This is a genomic window from Verrucosispora sp. WMMD573 (genome assembly GCF_027497175.1).
Classification (GTDB): Bacteria; Actinomycetota; Actinomycetes; order Mycobacteriales; family Micromonosporaceae; genus Micromonospora.
In genome coordinates, this window is the sequence record NZ_CP114901.1 from 4,172,274 (window position 1) to 4,197,007 (window position 24,734).

Annotated in this window: 21 protein-coding genes, 1 pseudogene and 1 riboswitch; of the genes and pseudogenes, 12 read left to right on the forward strand and 10 right to left on the reverse strand. The window is 71.1% G+C overall.

All coding sequences use genetic code 11. The features are described 5' to 3' along the window. Nucleotides 1–72 precede the first annotated feature (72 nt). Nucleotides 73–1,182, forward strand: a complete 1,110-nt coding sequence (locus tag O7601_RS18945) for an alpha-hydroxy acid oxidase (RefSeq protein ID WP_281562439.1) — start codon at nt 73–75, stop codon at nt 1,180–1,182. Between the two features lie 85 nt (nt 1,183–1,267). Then, complete coding sequence (locus O7601_RS18950; RefSeq protein WP_093402670.1) at nt 1,268–1,528, forward strand: hypothetical protein; 261 nt, start codon at nt 1,268–1,270, stop codon at nt 1,526–1,528. A gap of 51 nt (nt 1,529–1,579) precedes the next feature. Here the strand turns inward: O7601_RS18950 and O7601_RS18955 are convergent, their stop codons facing one another. Next, nucleotides 1,580–3,016, reverse strand: coding sequence for a glycine hydroxymethyltransferase (locus O7601_RS18955; protein ID WP_281562440.1), 1,437 nt, complete (start codon nt 3,014–3,016; stop codon nt 1,580–1,582). An 18-nt stretch (nt 3,017–3,034) separates the two neighbouring features. Continuing rightward, nucleotides 3,035–3,124, reverse strand: a riboswitch (ZMP/ZTP riboswitch). A 91-nt stretch (nt 3,125–3,215) separates the two neighbouring features. On the opposite strand from O7601_RS18955, the gene O7601_RS18960 reads away from it, so the two are divergent. Both O7601_RS18960 and O7601_RS18965 read left to right on the forward strand, forming a co-directional pair. Beyond that, entirely contained in the window at nt 3,216–4,085 is an 870-nt protein-coding gene (locus O7601_RS18960; protein WP_281562441.1) for a metallophosphoesterase, read from the forward strand. Between the two features lie 43 nt (nt 4,086–4,128). Further along, on the forward strand, nt 4,129–5,100 hold the full coding sequence (locus tag O7601_RS18965; RefSeq protein ID WP_281562442.1) for a DNA primase small subunit domain-containing protein: 972 nt from the start codon (nt 4,129–4,131) through the stop codon (nt 5,098–5,100). Nucleotides 5,101–5,105: 5 nt separating this feature from the next. Here the strand turns inward: O7601_RS18965 and O7601_RS18970 are convergent, their stop codons facing one another. Next, the gene (locus tag O7601_RS18970) at nt 5,106–5,612 is read right to left on the reverse strand and encodes an Lrp/AsnC family transcriptional regulator (RefSeq protein ID WP_281562443.1); all 507 of its coding nucleotides are present in this window, start codon (nt 5,610–5,612) and stop codon (nt 5,106–5,108) included. Nucleotides 5,613–5,716: 104 nt separating this feature from the next. On the opposite strand from O7601_RS18970, the gene pdhA reads away from it, so the two are divergent. The 5 genes from pdhA (at nt 5,717) to O7601_RS18995 (ending at nt 11,408) form a co-directional block, all read left to right on the forward strand. Further along, nucleotides 5,717–6,883, forward strand: coding sequence for a pyruvate dehydrogenase (acetyl-transferring) E1 component subunit alpha (pdhA, locus tag O7601_RS18975; RefSeq protein WP_281562444.1), 1,167 nt, complete (start codon nt 5,717–5,719; stop codon nt 6,881–6,883). Continuing rightward, the gene (locus O7601_RS18980) at nt 6,883–7,899 is read left to right on the forward strand and encodes an alpha-ketoacid dehydrogenase subunit beta (RefSeq protein WP_281562445.1); all 1,017 of its coding nucleotides are present in this window, start codon (nt 6,883–6,885) and stop codon (nt 7,897–7,899) included. Before pdhA ends, O7601_RS18980 begins: the two co-directional genes overlap by 1 nt. After that, entirely contained in the window at nt 7,896–9,308 is a 1,413-nt protein-coding gene (locus tag O7601_RS18985) for a dihydrolipoamide acetyltransferase family protein (protein WP_281562446.1), read from the forward strand. Before O7601_RS18980 ends, O7601_RS18985 begins: the two co-directional genes overlap by 4 nt. Nucleotides 9,309–9,604: 296 nt before the next feature. Beyond that, nucleotides 9,605–10,864, forward strand: coding sequence for an Ig-like domain-containing protein (locus O7601_RS18990; protein WP_281562447.1), 1,260 nt, complete (start codon nt 9,605–9,607; stop codon nt 10,862–10,864). A 193-nt stretch (nt 10,865–11,057) separates the two neighbouring features. Next, nucleotides 11,058–11,408 carry an anti-sigma factor antagonist gene (locus O7601_RS18995; protein ID WP_281562448.1) on the forward strand — a complete coding sequence of 117 codons (351 nt, stop codon included), beginning with the start codon at nt 11,058–11,060 and terminating at the stop codon, nt 11,406–11,408. 94 nt (nt 11,409–11,502) lie between these two features. On the opposite strand, the gene O7601_RS19000 is transcribed toward O7601_RS18995, so the two are convergent. From O7601_RS19000 to O7601_RS19010, 3 genes are all read right to left on the reverse strand, one after another. After that, on the reverse strand, nt 11,503–11,883 hold the full coding sequence (locus tag O7601_RS19000) for an FKBP-type peptidyl-prolyl cis-trans isomerase (RefSeq protein ID WP_281562449.1): 381 nt from the start codon (nt 11,881–11,883) through the stop codon (nt 11,503–11,505). Nucleotides 11,884–12,046: 163 nt separating this feature from the next. Then, nucleotides 12,047–12,616: a hypothetical protein gene (locus O7601_RS19005; RefSeq protein ID WP_281562450.1), complete on the reverse strand. Its 570-nt coding sequence runs from the start codon at nt 12,614–12,616 to the stop codon at nt 12,047–12,049. Between the two features lie 165 nt (nt 12,617–12,781). Continuing rightward, nucleotides 12,782–13,507, reverse strand: a complete 726-nt coding sequence (locus O7601_RS19010; protein WP_281562451.1) for a helical backbone metal receptor — start codon at nt 13,505–13,507, stop codon at nt 12,782–12,784. Nucleotides 13,508–13,711: 204 nt separating this feature from the next. Here O7601_RS19010 and O7601_RS19015 point away from each other — a divergent pair, with 204 nt between their 5' ends. After that, nucleotides 13,712–14,584, forward strand: a complete 873-nt coding sequence (locus tag O7601_RS19015) for a DUF2726 domain-containing protein (protein ID WP_281562452.1) — start codon at nt 13,712–13,714, stop codon at nt 14,582–14,584. Nucleotides 14,585–14,883: 299 nt separating this feature from the next. Beyond that, a complete protein-coding gene (locus O7601_RS19020; RefSeq protein ID WP_281562453.1) occupies nt 14,884–16,131 on the forward strand; it encodes a hypothetical protein in 1,248 nt (415 codons plus the stop codon). 143 nt (nt 16,132–16,274) lie between these two features. Here the strand turns inward: O7601_RS19020 and O7601_RS19025 are convergent, their stop codons facing one another. Beyond that, nucleotides 16,275–16,622 (reverse strand): Lsr2 family protein, encoded by a 348-nt coding sequence (locus O7601_RS19025; protein ID WP_281562454.1) that lies wholly within the window; start codon nt 16,620–16,622, stop codon nt 16,275–16,277. 265 nt (nt 16,623–16,887) lie between these two features. On the opposite strand from O7601_RS19025, the pseudogene lon reads away from it, so the two are divergent. Beyond that, nucleotides 16,888–19,232, forward strand: a pseudogene (lon, locus tag O7601_RS19030) (endopeptidase La). A 69-nt stretch (nt 19,233–19,301) separates the two neighbouring features. Here the strand turns inward: lon and O7601_RS19035 are convergent. The 4 genes from O7601_RS19035 to O7601_RS19050 form a co-directional block, all read right to left on the reverse strand. Next, entirely contained in the window at nt 19,302–20,384 is a 1,083-nt protein-coding gene (locus O7601_RS19035; protein WP_164447335.1) for a tartrate dehydrogenase, read from the reverse strand. 117 nt (nt 20,385–20,501) lie between these two features. Continuing rightward, on the reverse strand, nt 20,502–21,902 hold the full coding sequence (locus O7601_RS19040; protein WP_281562455.1) for a hypothetical protein: 1,401 nt from the start codon (nt 21,900–21,902) through the stop codon (nt 20,502–20,504). Between the two features lie 210 nt (nt 21,903–22,112). Continuing rightward, nucleotides 22,113–23,219, reverse strand: a complete 1,107-nt coding sequence (locus O7601_RS19045; protein ID WP_281562456.1) for a glycerate kinase — start codon at nt 23,217–23,219, stop codon at nt 22,113–22,115. A 233-nt stretch (nt 23,220–23,452) separates the two neighbouring features. Next, on the reverse strand, nt 23,453–24,358 hold the full coding sequence (locus O7601_RS19050; protein ID WP_164447332.1) for a LysR family transcriptional regulator: 906 nt from the start codon (nt 24,356–24,358) through the stop codon (nt 23,453–23,455). Nucleotides 24,359–24,734: the final 376 nt, after the last annotated feature.

Here is a 24,734-nt window from a genome sequence, read left to right on the forward strand (position 1 = left end):
CGCCCGGCCACCTCGCCGCGCCCAGCGCCGACCCTCCGGCGCGACAGTGGCGTGGCAGGTGCCGGGTCGGCGATGGTGGACCGCATGGAGATCATGCCCGGGCCACCGCCGGCCTGCCTGGCCGACTTCGCCGCCCTGGCCCGGACGGTGCTGCCGCCGCACGTCTGGGACTACGTGGACGGCGGCAGCGGCGCCGAGGTGACCCTCGGTGCGAACCGCCGGGCGCTGGACCGGGTCGGCGTGTTGCCGAGGGTGCTGACCGGGGTGACCACCCCGAGACTGCGGACCCGGTTGCTCGGCCGGGAGTACGCGATGCCGGTCGGGGTGGCGCCGATGGCGTACCAGCGGCTGGTGCATCCCGACGGCGAGCCGGCGCTGGCCGCCGCCGCCCGCGCCGCCGACGTGCCGTACCTGGCCAGCATCCTCGGCAGCACACCTATCGAGCAGGTCACCGCCACCGGCGCCGAGGTCTGGTTCCAGTTGTACTGGCTGCGGGACCGGTCGCTGGTGGCCGACCTGCTGGCACGGGTCCGCGCCGCCGGCTGCCGGGCGTTGGTCGTCACGGTGGACGTGCCGGTGCTCGGCCGACGGCTGCGGGACCTGCGCAACACCTTCCGGCTGCCGCCGGAGCTGGTCCCGGCGAATCTGCCGGGTGGTCGCGACGACCTGGCCCACGGCGGTACGCCGGGCGTCACCCCGCTGTCCGCGCCGCACGATGCGCCCTTCGCTCCGGCGCTGAGCTGGGCGGATCTGCGCTGGCTGAGGGAGCGGTGCGACCTGCCGCTGGTCGTCAAGGGCATCCTTGATCCGGCCGACGCCGTGCGGGCGGTCGAGGCGGGGGCGCAGGCGGTGGTCGTGTCCAACCACGGTGGTCGGCAACTCGACGGGGTCCCGGCCAGCGCCACCATGCTGCCCGAGGTGGTGGCGGCCGTCGGCGACCGGTGCGAGGTGCTGCTGGACAGCGGCATCCGGGGCGGCGTCGACGTGCTGCGCGCGTTGGCGATGGGTGCCGACGCGGTCCTGGTCGGTCGGCCGATGCTCTGGGCCCTCGCGGCCGGTGGGCGCCCGGCGGCCAGCACCGCGCTGGCCCTGCTCGCCGACGAGTTACGGGACGCGCTGGCCCTGGCCGGCTGCGCCGATCCGACGACCGTCCGCGAACTGCGCACGGTGCCGGTTGACTGACCGGTACCGGGGTGGCGACTCATCGCGTTCACCGGTTCGCAACGTGTGACCGCCGCCCTGCCGTGGTCCTGGGTGGACGGTCATAATGGGCGACATGGTTGCCTGGGAGTATGCCCTGCTGGTCCGCCGCTACCAGGGGCAGGGCCGCAATTTTCATGTCTCGTTCGTCTGGTACGGCCCGGACGGGTCCCGCAAGGACATCACGGCGTACGGCGACACCGCCATCGCACATCTCAACCGCGCCGGACGCGACGGGTGGGAACTCGTCTCCGCCGCGGAGGACGTGAACAACGTGCAGGGCAGCACCGAGGTCCACCGTTACCACCTCAAACGTCCGATCGCCTGAGGTCGGAATCGCGCCGGGCCGGGGACGTTCCCCGGCCCGGCGCGAGCGTCGTCAGCCCAGTTCGACGTCCGGGTAGAGCGGGAAACCGCTGAGCAGTTCACTGGCCTGGCGGCTGACCTTGTCCGCGACGGCCGGGTCGAGGACGTACTTCGCCTTGGAGGCGGTGCCGTCCGGACCGACCCCGGCGCTGGTCTGGCTGAGCACGGTGTGGATCAGCTCGGCGGTGCCGTCCATCTCCGCGGTGCCGAGCCCCCGGGTGGTCAGCGCGGGGGTGCCGATCCGGATGCCGGAGGTGTACCAGGCGCCGTTGGGGTCCTGCGGCACGGCGTTGCGGTTGGTCACGATGCCCGAGTCCAGCAGCGCCTGCTCGGCCTGCCGGCCGGTCAGCCCGTAGCCGGTGACGTCGATCAGCACCAGGTGGTTGTCGGTACCGCCGGTGACCAGCCTGGCGCCCCGGCGCAGCAGACCCTCGGCCAGCGCCTGCGCGTTGTCGACGATCTGGCGGGCGTACCCGGCGAAGTCGGGCCGGCGGGCCTCCGCCAGAGCCACCGCCTTGGCGGCCATCACGTGCGGCAGCGGGCCGCCGAGCACCATCGGGCAACCCCGGTCGACCTGGTCGGCCAGCTCCGGGCCACACAGCACCAGGCCGCCGCGCGGGCCGCGCAGCGACTTGTGCGTGGTGCTGGTGACGATGTGCGCGTGCGGCACCGGGTCGAAGTCGCCGGCGAAGACCTTGCCGGCGACCAGGCCCGCGAAGTGCGCCATGTCCACCATGAAGGTGGCGCCGACCGAGTCGGCGATCTCCCGCATGATCCGGAAATTGATCTTCCGGGGGTACGCCGAGTAGCCGGCGACCAACACCAACGGGCGGAACTCCCGAGCCGCCTCGGCGACCCGGTCGTAGTCGACCAGGCCGGTGACCGGGTCCGTGCCGTAGCTGCGCTGGTCGAACATCTTGCCGGAGATGTTCGGCCGGAAACCGTGGGTGAGGTGCCCGCCCGCATCCAGCGACATGCCGAGCATCCGCTGGTTGCCCAGCTCACGTCGCAGCGCGAACCAGTCCGCCTCGGTGAGGTCGTTGACGTGCCGTGCCTGGGCCCGCTGCAGGGCCGGTGCCTCGACCCGGTCGGCCAGGATCGCCCAGAACGCCACCAGGTTGGCGTCGATGCCCGAGTGCGGCTGCACGTAGGCGTGTGACGCACCGAACAGTTCCCGGGCATGCTCGGCGGCGAGGGCCTCGACGGTGTCCACGTTCTGGCAGCCGGCGTAGAACCGGCGCCCGATGGTGCCCTCGGCGTACTTGTCGCTGAACCAGTTGCCCATCGCCAGCAGCGTCGCCGGGGAGGCGTAGTTCTCACTGGCGATCAGCTTGAGCGACTCGCGCTGGTCGGCCAGTTCCGCCCCGATCGCGTCGGCGACCCGCGGCTCGACACCACGGATCACCTCAAGAGCGCTGCGAAAGGCGGTGGATTCGGCGTTGCGCGGCATGCGACCTCCAGGTGACGTGCGGAAGGCCCAGGCGCTCGGCATGCGTCCTCGTGACGGGGCCGCTCCCCGATGGTTCTCCATCTCCATGCGCCAGTCACGGCCCGAGGGGATCCTACCGGGTACGCCCACCCGGCGGGCCGCTGCGCCGCCGGGCGCGGTGCGGATCGACGCCCTTGGCCGCTTCACTACGATCGCAGGCATGGCGGAGACGGACGATGGTGGCAGTCTCCTGGCCATCAGTGACTTGCACGTCGGGCACCCGGAGAACCGGCCGGTCGTCGAGGGGCTGCGCCCCCGGACGCCGCAGGACTGGCTGCTCGTCGCCGGTGACGTGGGCGACACGGTCGCCGACGTGGAGTGGGCGCTGCGGCTGCTCGCCGGCCGGTTCGCCCGGGTCGTCTGGTCGCCGGGCAACCACGAGCTGTGGACGCCGCCCGGGGACCCGGTGACGTTGCGGGGCGTGGCCCGCTACGCCCACCTGGTCGAGCTGTGTCGTGGACTGGGCGTGGTCACGCCCGAGGATCCGTACCCGGTGTGGATGGGCCCCGGCGGCCCGGTGACGGTGGCGCCGCTGATGCTGCTGTACGACCACAGTTGGCGGCCGGACGGCTTCGACACGCCGGAGGCGGCGCTGGCCGAGGCGTACCGGACCGGAATCGTCTGCACCGACGAGGTGCTGCTGCATCCCGACCCGTACGAGAGCCGGTCGGCGTGGTGCGCGGCGCGGGTGGCCGAGACCGCCCGCCGGCTCGCCGCGCGCGATCCCGCGCTGCCGACCGTGCTGATGAATCACTGGCCGCTGGTCCGGGAACCGACGCGGGTCCTGCGGTACCCGGTCTTCGCCCAGTGGTGCGGCACCGACGCCACCGCCGACTGGCACGTACGCTTCGCCGCCGCCGCGGTGGTCTACGGCCATCTGCACATTCCACGCACCACCTGGCACGACGGAGTGCGGTTCGAGGAGGTGTCGGTGGGCTACCCCCGGGAGTGGCGGCCCCGAGGCGTACCCCCGGGCCGGCTGCGGCAGATCCTGCCGCCGCCGGACGGGGTGCCGCCAACGGCCTGGTGAACGCGGGGTTGGGCGCCGGGTGTGGCGTCGTACCCTCTCAGGTGTGGCGACGGCGGCGGAGGAGATCCAGGTGGGGCGGCGGACGGTCCGCGTCAGCAGCCCGGACAAGCCGTACTTCCCCGAGCGGGGGCTGACCAAGCTCGACGTGGTGCGCTACTTCCTCGCCGTCGGCGACGGCATTCTGCGCGCGCTGCGGGACCGGCCGACGATGCTGGAACGGTGGCCCCGGGGCGTGTTCGAGGGCGCGACCATCGCCACCCGGCAGGACAACCGGGGCGACGCGTTCTACCAGAAGAGGGTGCCGGCCGGCGCGCCCGACTGGGTGGGCACGGCCCACCTCACCTTTCCGAGCGGACGCACCGCCGACGAGGTCGCCCCGGGCGAACTGGCCGTGGTGATCTGGGCGGTGAACCTGGGCACGCTGCGCTTCCATCCGTGGCCGGTGACCAGGGCGGACGTGGAGCGGCCGGATCAGCTGCGGATCGACCTCGACCCGCTGCCCGGGGTCGGCTTCGACCAGGTGGTGCCCGTGGCGCAGCAGGTGCGCGCCTTCCTCGACGAGCTGGGGCTGACCGGCTATCCGAAGACCACCGGCGGGCGGGGCCTGCATGTCTACGTCCCGATCGAGCCGCGGTGGAGCTTCGGCGAGTGCCGCCGGGCGGTGCTGGCGCTCGGGCGGGAGATGCAGCGGCGCCGGCCGGACCTGGTCACCACCACCTGGTGGCGGGAGCAGCGGGACCGGCCGGTCTTCGTCGACTACAACCAGATGGCCCGGGACCACACGATGGCCTCGGCGTACTCGATCCGGCCCACGCCGGCCGCGCTGGTGTCCGCGCCACTGGACTGGGCGGAGCTGGACGACGCGCGGCCGGAGGACTTCGACGTGACCACCATGCCGGGTCGGTTCGCCTATCGCGGCGACCCGCACGCGGGCCTGGACGAGCGGCGCTTCTCGCTGGAACCCCTACTGGAGTTGGCCGACCGGGAGGGCCTGGAGTCCCCGCCCGAACGCTGAGCGGGTCACTCCCAGGGGCTGCGCGTCCCGTCGTACTCCTCGAAGACCAGCCAGCTGCGGGTGGCGAGCACTCCGGCGATGCGCTGCACCCGGTCCAGCACCACGTCCCGCAGGGTGGCGTTGTCCGGCGCCCGGACCAGGGCGAGCACGTCGTGCTCGCCGCTGAGCAGCGCCACGTGTTCGACGTAGCGCACCCGGGCCAGCTCCGCCGACACCTCCCGCCAGGTGTTCTGCCTGATCGTCAGCGCGATGTACGCCGAGGTGCCCAGGCCGGCGACCTCCGGGGCGACCCGGGCGGAGAACCCGGTGATCACCCCGTCGCGCAGCAGCCGCTCCACCCGGGCGTACGCGTTGGTGCGTGAGACGTGCACCCGTTCGGCGAGCGTCCGGATGGAGAGCCGACCGTCCCGGGTCAGCTCGTCGAGGATGCGCCGGTCCACCTCGTCGAGGGCGACTGCCGAACGTCCCGTTCCGCCCCGCCGGTCCGCCTCGTCGGCGGTCTCCTGGCTCATCGAACCCTCCTCTGGGTGCCATCCATCCCGCGTTCACCGGCCATCTTGAGTCAATCATCCGACAGCAGGAGCATAGGGCCACCACACGTCCAGGAGGTTCCGCCGTGACCACCACCCCCCAGGCGGCCCGCAGGGCATCTCCGCGCAAGCGGCGGCCGGCCACCCCGGCCGCGGCCGACCCCGCCGCCGGCCTGCTGCCCCAGACCGAACCGGTCCGGCTGCTCAACCCGGACGGCACCCTGCTGCCGACCCGCGCGGACTACCCCGAACCGCCCGTCGAGGCGCTGCGCGAGATGTACCGGCGGATGGTCGTCGGCCGGCGCTTCGACGCGCAGGCCACCGCGCTGACCAAGCAGGGCCGGCTGGCCGTCTACCCATCCTCCCGGGGCCAGGAGGCCTGCCAGGTCGGCGGTGTCCTGGCGCTGCGCGACGAGGACTGGGTATTCCCCACCTACCGGGAGTCGATGGCGCTGACCGCCCGCGGCATCGACCCGGTCGAGGTGCTGACGCTGCTGCGCGGCGACTGGCACTGCGGCTACGACCCGGCGCAGCGGCGCACCGCACCGCAGTGCACGCCGCTGGCCACCCAGTGCGTACACGCCGCGGGTCTGGCCTACGGGGAGTCGTACCAGGGGCGCGACACGGTGGCCCTGGTCTACATCGGCGACGGTGCCACCAGCGAGGGCGACTTCCACGAGGGAGTCAACTTCGCCGCCGTGTTCAAGGCCCCGGTCGTGTACTTCGTGCAGAACAACAGGTACGCCATCAGCGTCCCACTGTCCCGGCAGACCGCTGCCCCGACGCTGGCCCACAAGGGTGTCGGGTACGGCGTCCCCAGCGAGCAGGTCGACGGCAACGACCCGGTGGCCGTGCTCGCGGTGCTCACCCGCGCGGTCGCGCACGCCCGCGCCGGCAGGGGACCGTTCCTGGTCGAGGCGCACACCTATCGGATGGAGCCGCACACCAACGCCGACGACGCCTCGCGCTACCGCGACGCCGACGAGGTGGAGGCGTGGCGTGACCGCGATCCGCTGGTCCGGCTGGAGACCTACCTGCGCGGCCGGGACGTGCTCGACGACGCGGCCGTCGCCGAGATCGCCGAGCAGGCCGAGACGTACGCGGCCGACCTGCGGGACCGGATGAACAGCCAACCCACGGTCGACCCGCTCAGCCTCTTCGACCACGTCTACGCCGAACCCACCGCGCAACTGGTGGAGCAGCGGGAGCAGGTGCGCGCCGAACTGGCCGCGGCAGCGGAGGAGGACGCCTGATGGCCACCATGACCATGGCGAAGGCGCTCAACGCCGCGCTCGCCGACGCGATGCTCGACGACGAGCGGGTGCTCGTCTTCGGCGAGGACGTCGGTCAACTCGGTGGGGTCTTCCGGATCACCGACGGACTCCAGGCCCGCTTCGGCGACAAACGCTGCTTCGACACCCCCCTCGCGGAGGCCGGCATCGTCGGGTTCGCCGTCGGGCTGGCCATGTCCGGGCTGCGGCCGGTGGTCGAGATGCAGTTCGACGCGTTCGCGTACCCGGCGTTCGAACAGATCGCCTCGCACGTGGCGAAGCTGCGTAACCGCACCCGGGGCGCGTTGAGCGTGCCGATGGTGATCCGGGTGCCCTACGCCGGCGGGATCGGCGGCGTGGAACACCACTGCGACTCCTCAGAGGCGTACTACGCGCACACCCCGGGTCTGAAGGTGGTCACCCCGGCGACCGTCGACGACGCGTACTCGCTGCTGCGGGAGGCGATCGACGACCCGGACCCGGTGGTGTTCATGGAGCCGAAGAAGCTCTACTTCGCCGGCGCCGAGACCGCGCTGCCGACCCGCACCGAGCCGTTCGGCCGGGCGGTCGTGCGTCGGCCCGGACGCGACGCCACCCTGGTCGCGTACGGGCCGGCGGTTCCGGTCGCGCTGGAGGCCGCCGAGGCCGCCCGGGACGAGGGATGGGACCTGGAGGTGGTCGACGTACGCACCATCGTGCCGTTCGACGACGCCACCATCGCCGCCTCGGTACGCCGCACCGGGCGGTGCGTGGTGGTGCAGGAGGCGCAGGGCTTCGCCGGGGTCGGCGCGGAGATCGCCGCCCGGGTGCAGGAGCGGTGCTTCCACGCGCTGCACGCCCCGGTGCTGCGGGTCTCCGGGCTGGACATCCCGTACCCGGCGCCGATGCTGGAGCACACCCACCTGCCGTCGGTCGACCGGGTACTGGACGCGGTGGCCCGGTTGCAGTGGGACGACCAGCCCGACCGGCGTTGGCTGACCGAGAGCAGTGCGGCATGACCGAGAAGGTTTTCCTCCTGCCCGACCTCGGCGAGGGCCTGGCCGAGGCGGAGATCGTGCAGTGGCGGGTCGCGGTCGGCGACACGGTCACGGTGGACCAGACCGTGGTCGAGGTCGAGACCGCCAAGGCGGTCGTCGACGTGCCCTGCCCGTACGCCGGCCGGGTCGTCGCCCTGCACGGCGCCGAGGGTGAGGTGCGTCCGGTGGGCCAACCCCTGATCACCGTCGCCGGGCCGGTCGGTGGGCACGCCGACGGCAGCGAGCCGACCGGGCACGCGGTATACCGCGAGGAGGAGCGGGCCGGCTCCGGCAACGTCCTGATCGGGTACGGCACCGGGCACGGCGGTGCCCGCCGTCGTCGGCGGCCTCGGCTCGCCGCGGCCGGGGACGCGTCGGGTGCCAGCGGCGCACCGACGGCTTCGGGTGCCGGCCGGCCGGTGGCGGTGGCCGACCGGGAGCCCGGCCCGCCCGAACCGGCCCAGCCGCTGGTCATCTCGCCGATCGTGCGGCGGTTGGCGCGGGAGCGTGGGGTGGATCTGACGACGGTGCGCGGCAGCGGCCCCGGCGGTGTGGTCCGCCGGGCCGACGTGGAGGCGGCGGCCCGCGACGTCAGCGGGGCGTCGGCCGACGTCGGCGCCCGGCTCGCCGCAGTTCCCGACCGTCCGGCGACAACGGGACAGCACCCGGCGCCGGGAGACCCGGGCATGGCCGGTGCCCAGGATCTGGTCATCCCGTTGACCGGTATCCGCCGGACCATCGCGGACAAGCTGTCCCGCAGCCGGCGGGAGATCCCCGAGGTGACCATCTGGGTGGACGCCGACGCCACCGCCCTGCTGGAGACCCGGGCCGCGATCAACTCCGCCCGCCCGGACCGCCCGGTGAGCATCCTGGCCCTGTTCGCGCGGATCTGCCTGTCCGGGCTGCGCCGCTACCCGCAGCTCAACGCGCGGGTCGACACCGAGGGCCAGCGGATCGTCCAGTCGGCCGGGGTGCACCTGGGCATCGCCGCCCAGACGGACCGGGGGCTGGTGGTGCCGGTGCTGCGGGACGCCGAGCGGCTCACCACCACCGAACTCGCGGTCGAACTCGCGGCCACCACCGCCGCGGCCCGGGCCGGTGAACTGTCCCCGGCCCGGCTGACCGGGGGTACCTTCACGCTGAACAACTACGGGGTGTTCGGCGTCGACGGCTCGACCCCGATCATCAATCACCCGGAGGCCGCGTTGCTCGGCATCGGCCGCATCGTGGACAAGCCGTGGGTCGTCGACGGCCAGCTCGCGGTCCGGAAGGTGACGCAGCTGAGCCTCACCTTCGACCACCGGGTCTGCGACGGCGGTGTGGCCGGCGGGTTCCTGCGGCAGGTGGCGGACTGTGTCGAGCAGCCCGCGTTGCTGATCGCCACGGTCTGACGGCCCAGGTGAATCAGGGCGGGTTCGCCGTTCCGTCCGAAGTCGGGACGGCGAACCCGTGAGCGAGCGTCCGCTGGGCCCGCGGACCGGATCAGTGGTACGGCGCCGGACATAGCGCGACAGTCGACCGAGTATCGCCCGAATCGTCGTCGCCGGCATCTTCCGTTCGTCGGGGGTGCGATCACGGAAAGGCTTCTCCGTGCCTTGCCCATGCTCTTGCTCGAAACCGCGAAAACGTCGGTGTCGAACTGGGGAGAATGTGGCGGAGGAAGCGGCGATAAACGGGGGGACGCATCATGATGTTGAGGCGGCGACTGACGCTGTTGGCGGTGAGTGTCGCAGCGACACCGCTGGCGCTGGGCGCGTGCACCGGCGACCGCAGGGCCGGGCAGCCCGCCGAGGCGCGAGCCAACCCGGAACTGTCCGTGACACCGGCCGAGGGAACCCGCGACGTGCCGGTCACCGGGGAGGTCGGCACCGTGGTCAAGCACGGGCGGGTCACCGCCGTGCGGATCACCGACGACAAGGGCACGACGGTCGCGGCCGAGCCGCGTGAGGACGGCACCGGGTGGGTGCCGAGCCGGTCACTGGAGCCGAAGCGGACGTACACCGCGGAGGTCACCGCGACCGGCGACTCCGGGAAGACGGTCACCCGGAGGACGAGCTTCACCACGCAGCCCAAATCATCCAAACCAACCATTGTTAGCACATTGTATTTCGCCGGTGATCGGACGTACGGAACGGCAATGCCGGTAACTGTCGCCTTCGACCCGCCCATTCCCGAGGAGGCGCGGGCGGATGTGCAACGCCGTTTGTTCGTGAAAACGGATCCGCCGCAACCGGGCACCTGGTCCTGGGTGTCCGACGGTAGCCAGGTCTATTACCGAGCGCCCGATTTCTGGCGGCCGGGTACGTCGATCAAGGTCCGCTCGGCGCTGGAGGGCCTGCCGATCGGCAAGGAGCACGTCGGCGACGCCGACCGGCGGGCCACCTCGAAGATCGGCCGGCAGGTCGAGTTGGAGATCGACAACGCGAGCAAGCAGATGTCGGTGATCCGGGACGGCAAGTTGTTGCGCAAGTTGCCGGTAAGTCTCGGCAAGCCGAGCACCCCCACCTCCAGCGGCAAGATGGTGATCATGGAGAAGCACGACTTCACCACGTTCGACACGCGGGGCTCGGCCGATCCGTACGTGGTGGACGTCGAGGATGCGCAGCGGCTCACCTGGGGTGGTGAGTTCATCCACGGCGCACCCTGGTCGGAGGGGGACCAGGGGTACACAAACGTGTCCCACGGATGCACCAACCTGTCGGCGGCCAACGCGGACTGGCTGATGGGCATCACCCAGGTCGGTGACCTGGTGACCGTCAAGGGCACCGAGGTCGAGCTCAACGAGGGCAACGGCTGGACGGCGTGGAACGTCGGCTGGGAGCAGTTCGCCAGGGGCAGCGCACTGCCGGTGCCGGCCGGTCTGCGGCCCTCGCCGACCCAGGCGCCGGACCCGGGAGCGGTCGCCGGAGGCTCGCCCGAACCGCAGCCGTCGGCGAGCGGCGGCTGACCGAACGTACGCGCCGGGCCACCCGCCCGCGGGTCGGCCCGGCGCCCCGTGGTGGTTCCCGGAAGATGGTCACCCAGGGGCCGGGGATCGTCCCTAGGGTGGACCCGGCCGGCCTGCGGGTCATGCCCTGGGCTTACCCGGAACCGCCTTCGGGCAGGGTGGAAGTGTCGGTGGCGAGGGATAGGTTCGTCGTATGCGAGAGCGCGAGGAACGGTTCCACGTCGAGACCGTCGTGTCCGACGACGCGGTGTGCGTTCGCGTGGTCGGTGTGATCGACATTGCCACGGTCGCGGCGTTCCGCGCCGCGCTCTGGGCGGCCCCCACCCGCACCGAGTTGCGGGTGGATCTGTCCGGCGTCCGGCTGCTGTCAGCTGCCGGGGTCCGCACCCTGGTCGCGGCTCGGCTCTGGGTGCGGTCGCAGGGCGGCAACCTGGTGCTGCTCGACCCGCCGCCGCTGGTGGAGCGGGTGCTCCGGGCCACCGGCCTGGGGCGGGTCATCCCGGTCGTCGGCACGACACCGGAGCGGGTGCTCGCCGCGGCGTGACCGGTCGGCGTGCCACCCGTCGGCGGCGCAACCGGTGCGCCGTCCGAACGGCGCGTCCGGCGCCGGGCACGGGGCCGGCGCCGGACGCGTGCGGTCAGCGGACGCCGAGCAGGTCGACCACGAAGACCAGGGTCTCGTTGGGCTTGATGACGCCACCGGCGCCCCGGCTGCCGTACCCGAGGTGCGGCGGGATGGTCAGCCGGCGTCGGCCGCCGACGCGCATCCCCACCACGCCCTGGTCCCAGCCGGCGATGACCCGTCCACCGCCGAGCGGGAAGTCGAACGGCTCACCCCGGTTCCAGGAGGCGTCGAACTCCGCGCCGGTGGAGTGGGACACCCCGACGTAGTGCACGCGGGCCACCTGCCCGGGCTGGGCCTCCGGCCCCTCGCCCACGGTGATCTCCTCGATCACGAGGTCGGCCGGCGGGGCGCCCTCGATCGGGCCGATCTCGGGCTTGCTCGCTGCCTGGTTCATGCGGCTTCTCCTGGTGCGTCGGTTGCATCTCAGCACAATCCTGCCGGATGCTACGGCCCGACGCCCCGTGGACCGCTGCGGGCCAGCAATGGCCGAGCCGGACGGGACACGGTGCGGCGGACGCCACCGTAGGTGACGCCCGCCGTGGGGGAGGTGATCAGGGTCAGCGGAGCCAGCCGAACCGCTTGACGATCGGCAGCCGGGCCCAGGTGCGGCCGAGCCCCCAGGTGTCACCGGCGTTGGCCACCGCGAGCAGGGCCAGCACGCCGGCGTAGACGAGGTGGTCGTCCATGAAGGGGTTGTTCTCCGGGGGCAGCACGGCCGTCCACATCAGCACCAGCAGCAGACCGCCGGTCGCGGCGGCGACGCGCACCCCGATGCCGAGCAGCAGTGCGGTACCGATGGCGGCCAAGCCGATCATGAAGAGCCAGTCGGCCCAGACGGCGCCGGCGATGCCGTTGTAGAAGCCCTGGAACGGGCCGGCGGCACCGAAGCTGAGGAAGCCCTCGGTCGGGCTGCCCCCGTTGATCCAGGCGTTCTTCGCCTCGGTGGCGAACCCCAGGCCGAACACCTTGTCCAGGAAGGCCCAGAGGAAGACCCAACCGAGCGCCAGGCGGAGCCCGGCGAGCAGGTAGCGGGTGGCCCGGGTGCGGAGGTTCTGCTCCTGGTTGGTCTCGGCCACCGGGGTCTTGGCGGCGGTGTTCCGCTCGATCATCGCGGTCATCATGTCCACGTCCCTTCGCTGCTTCGCACCGCGTGTTCCGGTGGCAGTTCCATTGGACGCCCGGGACGCGGGCGGCGATCAGGGCCGGCGGGCCGTGGCCGGCCGGGACCTTCGACCCGTCTTCACCGGGACCCGTGACCGGTGCCGGATCCGCACGACCGTCCGTCGCGGCGGTCAGCGGGCGACGTAGAGATCGGCGAGCTGGGCGGACAGCAGTGCGGGAGCCTCCGCCAACGACGGGCCGTACCAGGTCAGGTGCCGACCGGACACCAGGGCGCAGGGAATGCCGGGAAAGGCCTCCGGCCCGTCGTCGCGGGTGAAGCGGTACGGCTCGTCCGGCAGCACGACGAGCTCCGGCGTCTGGTCCCGCAGCTGCGGCAGGGTCGGTCGTGGATACCGCTCCGGCTGCTCGCCGTACGGGTTGTCGATGCCGAGCCGGCGCAGCAGATCCCCGGCGAAGGTGTCGGCGCCGAGCACCACCCAGGGTCGCCGCCAGACCGGCACCACCGCGCGTCGGGGGACCGGCGTGCCCGGTAGCGCGGCCCAGGCTCGCCGGGCCTCCGTCAGCCACCGCGGCTCCGCTGCCGTTCCCAGCTCACGAAGAAGGTCGGTCAGCTCGGTCAGCGCACCATCCACTGTGCGGGGATAGGTCACCCGGGTCGGTATCCCCGCCGCGGCCAGGGCGGTGGCGTCCGCCCGTCGGTTCTCCTCGACGTTGAGCAGGACCAGGTCGGGACGGAGCGCGCGGATCCGGTCCAGGTCCGGGTACTTGGTGCCGCCCACCCGTGGCACGTCCAGGTCCGCCGGGTGGGTGCACCAGTCGGTGGCACCGACCAGCAGACCGGGCAGGGTCGCCGCCACCGCCTCGGTCAGCGACGGCACCAGGGACACCACCCGCACCCGTCCACCTCCTCGACCCGGCTGCCGAGTGGTCCGGCGTGGACCACCGTCCGGTCACCGCCAGCCCGTCGGGGGAGCCGCCGGCATGATCGTCATCCTAGACTCGGTCGGCCGACGGCAGGAGAGCGTTGTCGAGCTGCTCACGCGCCGTCGGCCGGCCGTGCGGGCCGCTGCCGGCCGGCAGGGAGAGGTTGACGAGGACTCATGGGTACGACGATGACCGGTGAAGACGATCGCGTGCTGTCGCAGGTGCCGGAGGAAGCCGGGCGTGGCCCCGTGCTGATCCGGGCGGAGCAGCGGGTACACGTCGGGCTACGCCTGGGCGAGATCGTCCGGCGTCGGCCGCCGGGTCTGACCGCGAGCCAGTGGAACACGGCCAGCCGGACGCTGTTCGACCATGTGGTCTGCACGGCGGCGACCGGACGGCCCGAGTTCGCCGTCGAGTTCCGGTCGCCGTCGACCGACGCCACCGCTCGGCGGGCCGAGCGGACCACCGAGGTGGTCGCCGCCGCGATCGGGCTGCCGTTGCTCCGGGTCGTCTCCGCCACCCTGCCCGGCACCGGACACGGGGCGCGGATCGTCGGGTACCTCGTCGACGCCCGCCGGTACGCCGCCGGTGCCGCCGGTTCTGACGTGGCGGACGTCGGGTTCCGGGACATCGTCGGCCGGCTACCCGACGGACGTGAGGGCGCGGTCAACGACCTCGGCGCGCTCGCCCGCGCCGAAGCGGTGCAGGCGTACGTGGCACGTCGGCTGACCGATCCGATCCTGCGCGGGTTGCACGTGTGCTGGACGCGGGGGCCGGCCGAGGGTTGGGGTTGGGCCGAGGTGCGTTCGGGCGAGGTGCTGGTGGAGCGGGTGACCGTGCACGCGTACGGCCTCTCCTGTGGCGTCGAACCCGCCCGGCTCGCCGAGGACCTGGCCGTCCTCGCGATAGGCGAGCGACTGCGGACCATCGAGGCCGGCGTGCCGACACTGTTGCCACTCGGGGATCTGCTGGCCGACATCCGGCGGCTGCGGGACCGACGCGACGAACTCGTCGGCGATTTCGCCTACGACCATCTCTGCCAGCGGTGACCGCATCCTGAGCGTTCGTCGACCAAGGGCGGACGGTGACCGGCCGGGCGCGGAAAGAAACATCGGAAAAAAGTTGGCGGCCTTTGAACCGCCGTCGGAGCGCACCCGTACCTCACCGCGAATGGACAGGATCTCCCCAACCCGCACCGGCAGGTGCGGCAGACGGTGCGGAAAGGGCATCGTCGTTCGTCGACGTGCCACCGGTGCGTTCAGGCGGTCCCCGTCGAGCGCGCCACCAAGATTCCGTTCGGTCCGTCGAGTCACGAATCAGGAACCGGATCGAGAAGGAGAGCAATTCGATGCGCAGGTCAACCCGGTCGCGCCGACCAACCGGTAACGCGCGGACCAAGCGACTTCTGGCCGTTGGCGCCACTCTCGCTGTCTTCGGCGGCGTCGTCGCCGTGACCCAGATCTCGTCGGCCGGTGACCGACGGTCACACCAGCAGAAGCGACCGGTGGCGGCCGAATGTGTCGCACCCAGCCCCGGTGCCACCGCGCCGGCCGCTCGGGGCGCCACCACGACCCGCACCTGGCAGAACGGCCGCTGGGTGGTCAACCACTGGGGCGACGGACAGCAGACCGTCGAGGAGTGTCAGGAGACCAGGGACGGCACCGACGGCGCGACCGCCGGCGCTTTCGCGGTGGCCTGTCCGGACGTGGTCAGCCGACTCCCGCAGGTGCCCGACCGGGCCCGTGCCGAGGTGGACCGCAACCTGAACGCGTTGCAGACCCAGATCACCGAGGCGGACGAGCGGCTCGCCGCGGAGGGTGACCGCGGTGAGGGGTTCATTCGTAACGCCATCCTCAATCCGCTGGCCAGCAAGCGTCGAGCGACTCTGGGCCGGATCACGATCGCCATCGACCGCTTCGGCCCCCGGCCACGCGGCCTCGGCAACCTCGCCACCTGCCAGGTGCAGCCGGTCGACAACAACGACGGCGGCACCGACGGCGGTGACAACAACGGCGGTGACAACGGCGGTAACGACGGCGGCAACAACAACGGCCTCGACGTGCTGGCGAACAACTGTGACAACAGCCAGCTCCAGGCGCACGACGGTTTCCAGAACGGCAACCGCTGCATCAGCACCGCCTTCGGTGAGGTTGGTGCCGCGGCCAACAACCCGTCGCTGTTGATCACCGACTTCCCGCAGCAGATCAATCGCAACGAGGGCTTCTCGATCCAGGTCAGCACCCGCAACCTGATCCGGGACCGGTTCCTCCCGGCCGGCCAGGGCGGCTACTACCTGGAGAGCTCGCTGCTCAACGGTGAGGGCCTGACCCGCGGTCACTTCCACACCGCCTGCCGGATGCTGAACAACACGGATGAGGCGCCCGCGCCCGAGCCGGTGCCGGCCTTCTTCGTCGCCACTGAGGACGGCGGCGGCGGCGCCCAGCCGGACCAGGTCACCATCCAGATCCCGGGCCTGCCGGACTCCGGCACCGCGCAGTGCGCTGTCTGGGCCGGCGACGGTTCGCACCGCATCCCGATGTCGGAGCGGGCCAACCAGACCCCCGCCTTCGACGCGGTGCGCATCCAGGTCAACTGACGCCGATGGCTGCGGTCGTGGGCTGAGCCCGAACAGCGGGGCCGCCCGGAGAATTCTCCGGGCGGCCCCGCTGCATGTAGGAAAGCCGGCGCAATCCTGCCGTGACCCGATCCCTAACCGCGCCAGAGCGACATTCCCGCTGCTCAGCGGTTCTTGTACGCCTCGACCACCTCGACCGGGATGCGACCCCGCTCGGAAATCTTGTAGCCGTTCCGGACCGCCCATTCGCGGACGGCGCGGTTCTGCTCGCGGTTCATTCCGGGCGTGGCCGAACCGATGCCACGACGTGGGTTACGGCCCGTGTCGGCGGCACCACGGCCGAGTCGCCGGCCGGCATTGATAAACGGATCCAACGCCTTCCGCAGGACACCCGCGTTCTCGTCGGAAACGTCGATCGTGTACGCCACGCCATCCAGGCTGAACTCGACCGTACGGTCGGCCTTTCCGCCATCGAGGTCGTCAGTCAGCACCGTGATTACTTGTTTGGCCATCGTCGATTACTCCCTGTGTCTGGCGGGGTGTGCTCAAAGTTTGACTGATCGTCCGGCAATTACGCAACAAAAGCGCGCCCTGCGGCGGTTCGCGTTTTGCGTGACATCGAAATCCCCGATTTCGGATCTGCTCGGCGTGGGCAAGGTCCACCCCTGGCGAGCCTCGGCCGACCCGCGTCGTGTGCTGGGTCACATGACGGAACAACCGAGGCCCGGCGCGACTTGAGCCAGACACGCTCAACTCATATGCGATAGCAGGTGTTCGATGGCAACTCTTCCGGTACTTCCACTGACCGACGCCGTACTACTGCCCGGCATGGTCATTCCGGTGACCCTCGACCCGACCACCCAGGCCGCGGTCGACGCGGCCCGTGCCTCCGGCGACCGCAAGCTGCTCGCCGTGCCCCGCCTGGACGGCGAGTACGGCTCAGTCGGCGCGATCGCGACCATCGAGAAGGTCGGTCGGCTTCCCAGCGGCGAACCGGCCGCCGTGATTCGCGGCCTCGCCCGCGCCCGTATCGGCTCCGGGGTGCCCGGTCCCGGCGCGGCGCTGTGGGTCGAGGCGTCCGAAATCGACGAACCGGCTCCGGCCGGCAAAGCCCGGGAACTGGCCCGCGAGTACCGCGCCCTCTGGTCACCTCCGTACTCCAGCAACGCGGCGCGTGGCAGGTCATCGACGCGGTGGAGCGGATGACCGACCTCAGCGAGCTGGCCGACTCGGCCGGCTACGCGCCGTGGCTGAGCCTGGGGCAGAAGACCGAACTGCTGGCCGCCCCGGACGTCACGGCCCGGCTGGAACTGCTCGTCGGCTGGGTCAAGGACCACCTGGCCGAGCAGGAGGTCACCGAGCAGATCAACTCCGACGTCCGCGAGGGGCTGGAGAAGTCGCAGCGGGAGTTCCTGCTGCGTCAGCAACTCGCCGCGATCCGCAAGGAGCTCGGCGAGGACGCCCCGGACGGCTCGGCCGACTACCGGGCCCGCGTCGAGGCCGCCGACCTGCCCGAGAAGGTACGCGAGGCAGCCCTGCGGGAGGTCGGGAAGCTGGAGCGGGCCAGCGACGCCTCGCCGGAGGCGGGCTGGATCCGTACCTGGCTCGACACGGTGCTGGAGATGCCGTGGAGCACGCGTACCGAGGACAACACGGATCTGGCTGCGGCGCGGGCCGTGCTCGACGCCGACCACGCCGGCCTGGCCGACGTCAAGGACCGCATCCTGGAGTACCTGGCGGTGCGCAACCGGCGCGCCGAACGTGATCTCGGGGTGGTCGGCGGTCGCGGCTCCGGTGCCGTACTGGCCCTCGCCGGCCCGCCCGGCGTCGGCAAGACCAGCCTCGGCGAGTCGGTCGCCCGGGCACTCGGCCGGACGTTCGTCCGGGTCTCCCTCGGCGGCATCCGCGACGAGGCCGAGATCCGCGGACACCGCCGTACCTACGTGGGGGCACTGCCCGGACGGATCGTCCGGGCGCTGCGCGAGGCGGGCTCGATGAACCCCGTGGTGCTGCTCGACGAGGTGGACAAGGTCTCCGTGGGGTACGCCGGCGACCCGGCCGCGGCCCTGCTGGAGGTGCTCGACCCGGCGCAGAACCACACCTTCCGGGACCACTACCTGGAGGTCGACCTCGACCTGTCCGATGTGCTGTTCCTGGCCACCGCCAACGTGGCGGAGGCCATTCCCGGGCCGCTGCTGGACCGGATGGAGCTTGTCACCCTGGACGGGTACACCGAGGACGAGAAGGTGGCCATCGCCCGCGACCACCTGCTGCCGCGCCAGCGGGAGCGGGCCGGGCTGACCGCCGACGAGGTCGACGTGGACGCCGCGGCGTTGGCGCGGATCGCCGGGGAGTACACCCGCGAGGCCGGTGTGCGACAACTGGAGCGTGCCCTGGCGAAAATCATGCGGAAGGTGGCCGTGACCCTGGCCGACGACCCGACGCCCGTCCGCGTCGGCGCCGACGACCTGGTCCGCTACCTCGGCCGGCCGAAGCACACGCCGGAATCGGCGGAACGCACCGCGACACCTGGCGTGGCCACCGGGCTGGCGGTCACCGGCGCCGGGGGAGACGTGTTGTTCATCGAGGCGACCAGCATGGACGGCGAGCCGGGGCTGACCCTCACCGGCCAGCTCGGCGACGTGATGAAGGAGTCGGCGCACATCGCCCTGTCCTACCTGCGCGCCAACGGTCGTCGTCTCGGCCTGGACCCGAACGCCCTCGCCGGGCGGCGGATCCACCTGCACGTCCCGGCGGGCGCGGTGCCCAAGGACGGGCCCAGCGCCGGCATCACGATGGTCACCGCCCTGGCGTCGCTGGCCAGCGGCCGGCCGGTACGCCCCGAGTTCGGGATGACCGGCGAGGTGACCCTCTCCGGGCGGGTGCTGCCCATCGGCGGCGTGAAGCAGAAGCTCCTCGCCGCACACCGGGCCGGCCTGACCGAGGTGATCATCCCGGCCCGCAACGAACCGGATCTGGACGACCTGCCGACCGAGGTTCGCGAGGCGTTGACCGTGCACACCCTGGCCGACGTCGCCGACGTGCTCGCGCTGGCGCTGCGCCCGGTGGACATCGACGCGGTGTCGCTCGGCGGCGATGGTCAGCGTCTGACCGCAGCCTGAGACACACCCGTGGGGGCCTGGGCAGGTCGGTCCAGGCCCCCACGGGGATTGTGCGGCGGAGTACGGCGATCAGTCCGGCAGATTCTTGATGATGGCCTCGGTGACGGCCTTGGTGCTGGCGTTGCCGCCAATATCCCGCGTCAGTAGACCCTGCGCGGTCGTTGCCTCGATGGCGGCGTTTATCTTCTTTGCCTCGTCGGGCAGGCCGAGATGGGTCAGCATCATGGCGGCGCTGCCGATGGCGCCGATGGGGTTGCAGATTCCCATTCCAGCGATGTCGGGTGCGGACCCGTGCACCGGCTCGAACATGCTCGGATACCGACGTTCGGGATTGAGGTTGGCGCTCGGGGCGAGGCCGAGGCTGCCCGCCAAGGCGCTGCCGAGATCAGAGAGGATATCCGCATTCAGGTTGGATGCGACGACCACCGAGAGGTCCTCGGGGTGCAGGACGAACTTTGCCGCCATAGCATCCACCAGAACACTCTCGGTCTCGACGTCCGGATAATCGGCGGCAACCCTCCGGAATGTGTCGTCCCAGAGGACCATGCCGTACTGCTGTGCGTTGCTCTTGGTGACGCTGGCCACTTTCTTGCGGGTCCTGGTCCGGGCAAGATCGAACGCGAACCGCATGATCCGTTCGCACCCGACCTCCGTGAACAGGGCAGACTGGACGGCAACCTCTCCGCCCGCACCGCGGGCGGAGAGGTTGCGTCCGCCAAGGCCGGCGTATTCGCCCTCGGTGTTCTCGCGTACGACGACCCAATCGAGTTCGACGGTGTCGGCCTTGCGCAGCGGGCTGGTGATGCCCGGCAGAAAGTTCACCGGCCGCACATTCGCCCAATGATCGAAGCCTTGGCAGATGCGCAGGCGGAGACCCCACAGGCTGATGTGGTCAGCCACGGTGGGCCACCCTACGGCGCCGAAATAGATGGCGTCGAAGTTGCGCAACTTTTCCAGACCGTCATCGGGCATCATGACTCCATGCTCGGCATAGTAGTCCGAGCCCCACGGGAACTCCTCCCAGTGGAATCCGAAACGGCCACCGGAGCGCGCTTCCAGCGCGTCGAGGACGTCCCGTCCAGCGGCGACTACCTCGCGACCGACACCGTCGGCGGGAATGGCGGCGATACGGAAACGGTGCTGATTGCTCATGGCAACTCCGGCCTCGTGGCAGTTGGTAGGCACAAATCAGTGAACCCGGATGTTCCATAGGCGTCCAACACCGCTATCCGATCGGTTGCATTGGCGCAGCCTATGAATCCCGCCGCACTACACCTCGCAGCTGTGGGTGTGCTCGCCGGCCGTCATGCGCTGCGTACCCACGAACGCCTTGACCGCGCGGGGCCGGCCCAGCTTGATCCGGTCCAGGGCCTTGATCCTGTCCTTTTTGCTCTTATCGCGCCACGTGTCGTCGTCGGTGTCGAAGGCGAGCGGCTGCAGATAGTCGACCGGGTCGATGACCCACCGCACGTGCGGCCGGTCGGCGTCCGGCACCTCCATGAGGTCCATCTGTTCCAGGTAGCCGGCGTACACGGCCAGGGAGCAGCCTTCCCGCGTCCGGGTGCCCGAGGTCAGATGGTTCGGCACGAAGATGCGTGGGTGAAGGACCGACTGGTAGTGGATGAGGTCGCGCAGGCCGTTGTTGGTGTAGTTCGCCGTCGACGCGGTCGCCAGGTGCAGGTCGGTCTGGGGAAGCGACGCGAGGCGGCCACGGATGCGCTCGCCGTCCTCGGGAGTGCCGGACCAGCCGTTGCCGATGCCCTCCTTCAGGGCACCCGCGGTGTTCTGCCACCCGAAGCTGAAGTTGCTGCCGTGCCGCAGGGTGATGTGGAAGTAGATGCTCACGGTGCCGCCGGAGCCTCCGCCGGTACGCAGGTTCATCTGCCCGGGCTGCGGGCTGGAACCCGGAGTGAGGGATGTGCCGGACGGGAAGAGCGCCGCGTCGCGCGGGTCGACGAGGATCTCGGTACGCGGTGGCGGGTACTGCGGGTCCTGCGGCACCGCGACCGAGTGCAGGTGCCGGAAGGCCACCACCTGGGCGTAGGGTTCGAGCACGTCGAGCCGGATCATCTCGGTGCCGGGAACGGAGTCGGCGCTGGTGACCGGCACGGTCCGGAGGACGGCGTCGGCGGGGATCCGGGTCTTCTGATCAGCGTTGACCAGCGGGTCAGCCTTCAGCCGGGCGAAGTCGGCGGCCAGCACGGCACAGGTCTCCTCCGAGGCGTAGATCGTCGCCCCGGTCATCGCCGCGATGTACGCCGCGTTGTCGGCGTGGTCGCCATGCCCATGACCGAGCAGGATGGCGTCCGGGCGGGCATCGATGAGGTCGGCGATCACCAGCGGCGTCCGGCCCCGTTCCACCTCCAGCCGGCTGATGAACGTGTCGAGGTAGACGAGCCGTCCGCCGACCGCCACGGCGAACGACGAGTTGGACAGCCAGGATGTGATGACGCGTTCCTGGGGAAAGGCGCCGGTCCGAGGATCGACGTTCTCCGGGCCGAACAGCCGCAACCGGGCGGCGATGCCGGCATCCGAGAGGCGTCTGCCGCCCTTCAGCGGTGCCCAACTGGTACCGAGGTGGGAGGCGAAACCCGGGGCGGCGGCGACTGTCGAACCGATGGCGACGCCGGACACCGCGGTGGCCGAGGCGAGGAACAACCTTCGTTTCATTGCTTCTCCTCATTGCCTGGTGCAGGCACGGAGTAGGGACGGGGAAGGTGAGGGTGCTCGCGGGTGGGGCTGAGATCGACTCACTCAACCAATGTGATCGCCGCCACGTCCAAGACCGGTGTCCTCTGGACGCGATAGCGCGCTCCTATGAGTCGTCGCGTCGCGCCTGATCAGCCGCGACGCTCGCAGCTACAGCACCGCCCGCCGACGTCACCCGGTGAGATGGTCCCGAGCGATCCGTCGTCCGATCTCGGTGAGCAGCTCGGCGGCGTTCGACTGGCATCGGTGGACGTCCGGTTCGACGCTGGTGAGCAGGTAGACACCGGCGAAGCCGGCGGCGGCGAGTTCGGCGGCGTCGAGCGTCGACTGACCGGCCACCGCGACGACCGGCACACCCGCGGAGCGTGCCGCGGCGGCCACCCCGACGGGAGCCTTGCCGGCGAGGCTCTGCCGGTCGAGCTGACCCTCGCCGGTGATCACGAGCCGTGCGGTGGCCAGGGCCGGGGTGAAGTCGGTCAACTCCAGGAGAAGTTCGATACCCGAGCGGACGCTCGCGCCGAGGGCCAGGGCGGCGAATCCGACCCCACCGGCGGCGCCGGCCGAGGGCGACGAGGCCAGTCGCGTACCGGTGCTCTGCTCCACCACGGTCGCCCACCGGGTCAGGGCGTGTTCGAGGTGGTGGACCTGCGCGGGGTCGGCACCCTTCTGCGGACCGTACGTCGCGGCTGCGCCCCGGGCACCGAGCAACGGGTTGTCCACGTCGGCGGCCACCGTCACGGAGACGCCCTGGAGCAGTTCGCGGGCCGGGTCCAGGTCGACGGAGGAGACGTCGGCGAGCCAGCGACCACCGCGCCGGACCTCCCGCTGATCGCCGTCGAGCAGCCGGGCGCCCAGTGCCTGGAGCAGGCCGGCGCCGCCGTCGGTGCTGGCGCTGCCCCCCAGACCGATGACGAGATCCCGGCAGCCGTTGCGCACCGCTGCGGCGACGACCTGCCCGAGCCCGTACGACGAGGCGTCCAACGGCGCGGGAACGTTGTCGGGTAGCCGGCTGAGCCCGCATGTGTTGGCGAGTTCGACCACCGCGGTCGTGTCACGGGCCGCGTAGCTTGTCTGCACGGTGCAGCCGGTTGGCCCGTCGACCGTGACCGGGATCCGCTCGAAGCCGGCGGCAGTCAGGACCGCGAGTGTGCCATCCCCACCGTCGGCCATCGGCCGGCATCCGACGTCGAGTTCCGGACGTACGTCCTGCAGCCCGGCTCGTAGAGCCTGCGCGACCCCTGTCGCGTCCAGGGAGCCCTTGAACTTGTCCGGTGCCACAAGACATGTTGTCCTGCTGGTGGGCACGGTGCCTCCCGGGGTTGCTGCTGCACGATGGGCTGCCGGATCGGTAGCCCCATCAACCTTGGGTTGGCCCCGGTACGGCGTCCAACACGCTGGGTCTACCACTCCCATAGGTGGGGCCTATCGGACTGGCTCCGGCGAGATGGACCGGAGTCGGGTCGATTTGGTACGCGACCGACGAGGCCCGGCCCGGGTGCCGATCCGGTCTGTCAGGCGACCGGCCGATCACGTCTCTCGGCGCGGTACGCCTGGGCGACGTCGATGAACGCTCGGGCGGCGGGCGTCAGCTGGGTGCGGCGACTGACCATGACGACCCGGAGATGCGCCGTGGGGCGAATTGGCAGCACGTCAGCGCCAGCCCTGATGGCCAGATCTTTCCAGGCGGCGGGCAGGATCGCGTCGGCCACCCCGGCAAGGACGAGTGGCAGGATCGACGTACGGTGGGCGACCTCGGCGACCAGCCGGGCCTGGCTGCCCTGGGCCAGGATGTGATCGACGAGCTGCCGCATGAGGGAACCGGGCTGCGAAGCGATGAGCCGGTGACCGTCGAGATCGTCGGCGGTGACATGGTCACGCCCGTGAAAGGGGCCACCGGGAGCGGTGAAGAGCATCAGCGGCTGGTCCTCCAGGGCCACGATGTCGAGCTCCGCGACCCGGACGAGGTCAGGCGCACCGAGCAGGCCGATCTCGACGGCCCCGGTCCGCACGGCGTCGATGACCTCGTCGGGTACGAAGGCGGCGTTGACACTGACGGTGACGTCTGGATGGGCGGCGGCGAATCGTTGCATGATCGGTGCCAGCGGCTGGATGCCTGCGGAGGGCATCGAGGTGATCTCGACCCGGCCTCGGGCGACTCCCTTGATGGCGTCGATGGTCGCCTGGGCCGTGGCCAGGTCCCGGATGACCTGTCGGGCCGGGCCGATCAGTTGCTTGCCGGCGTCGCTGAGTACCACGCCGCGGCCGACCCGGTGGAACAGGGCAACGCCCAGCTCGCGTTCGAGGCCGGCGATGGCCTGCGACAGTGACGGTTGCGCGATGTAGAGCCGTTCGGCGGCCTTGCCGAAGCCCTCGGCATCGACGACGGCGAGAAAGTAGCGCAGCTGGCGGGCGTCCATCGCCGGTCAGTGCCGGGCACCGCTACGACGCCGCAGTGGTCGGTGGCGGCCGTCGTCGGATACAGCCATGGTGAACCTGCGGTGTGTCATGCGCGCACACCTTTCGCCGAAGTTCATGATCAGATCTTCCTGACCTGCCGACATGCAACCAGGCTGACGCCGATAGGTCCAGTGCCGGTTCGCGAGGGATCACATAGGTGACGCCTACTGGCGAGGATTCCTCGGCCGGACGGCTCTGCATCGCCGACGTACGGACGAGTGAGCGCCCTCGGGTGGGCGTCAGCCCCGCAACGATAGGCACGACCTATCGGTTGGATCGATGCAGCGTCTTGGACGTCACTATGACCGCCGAGTTAACTGTTGTGCTGCAGGACAC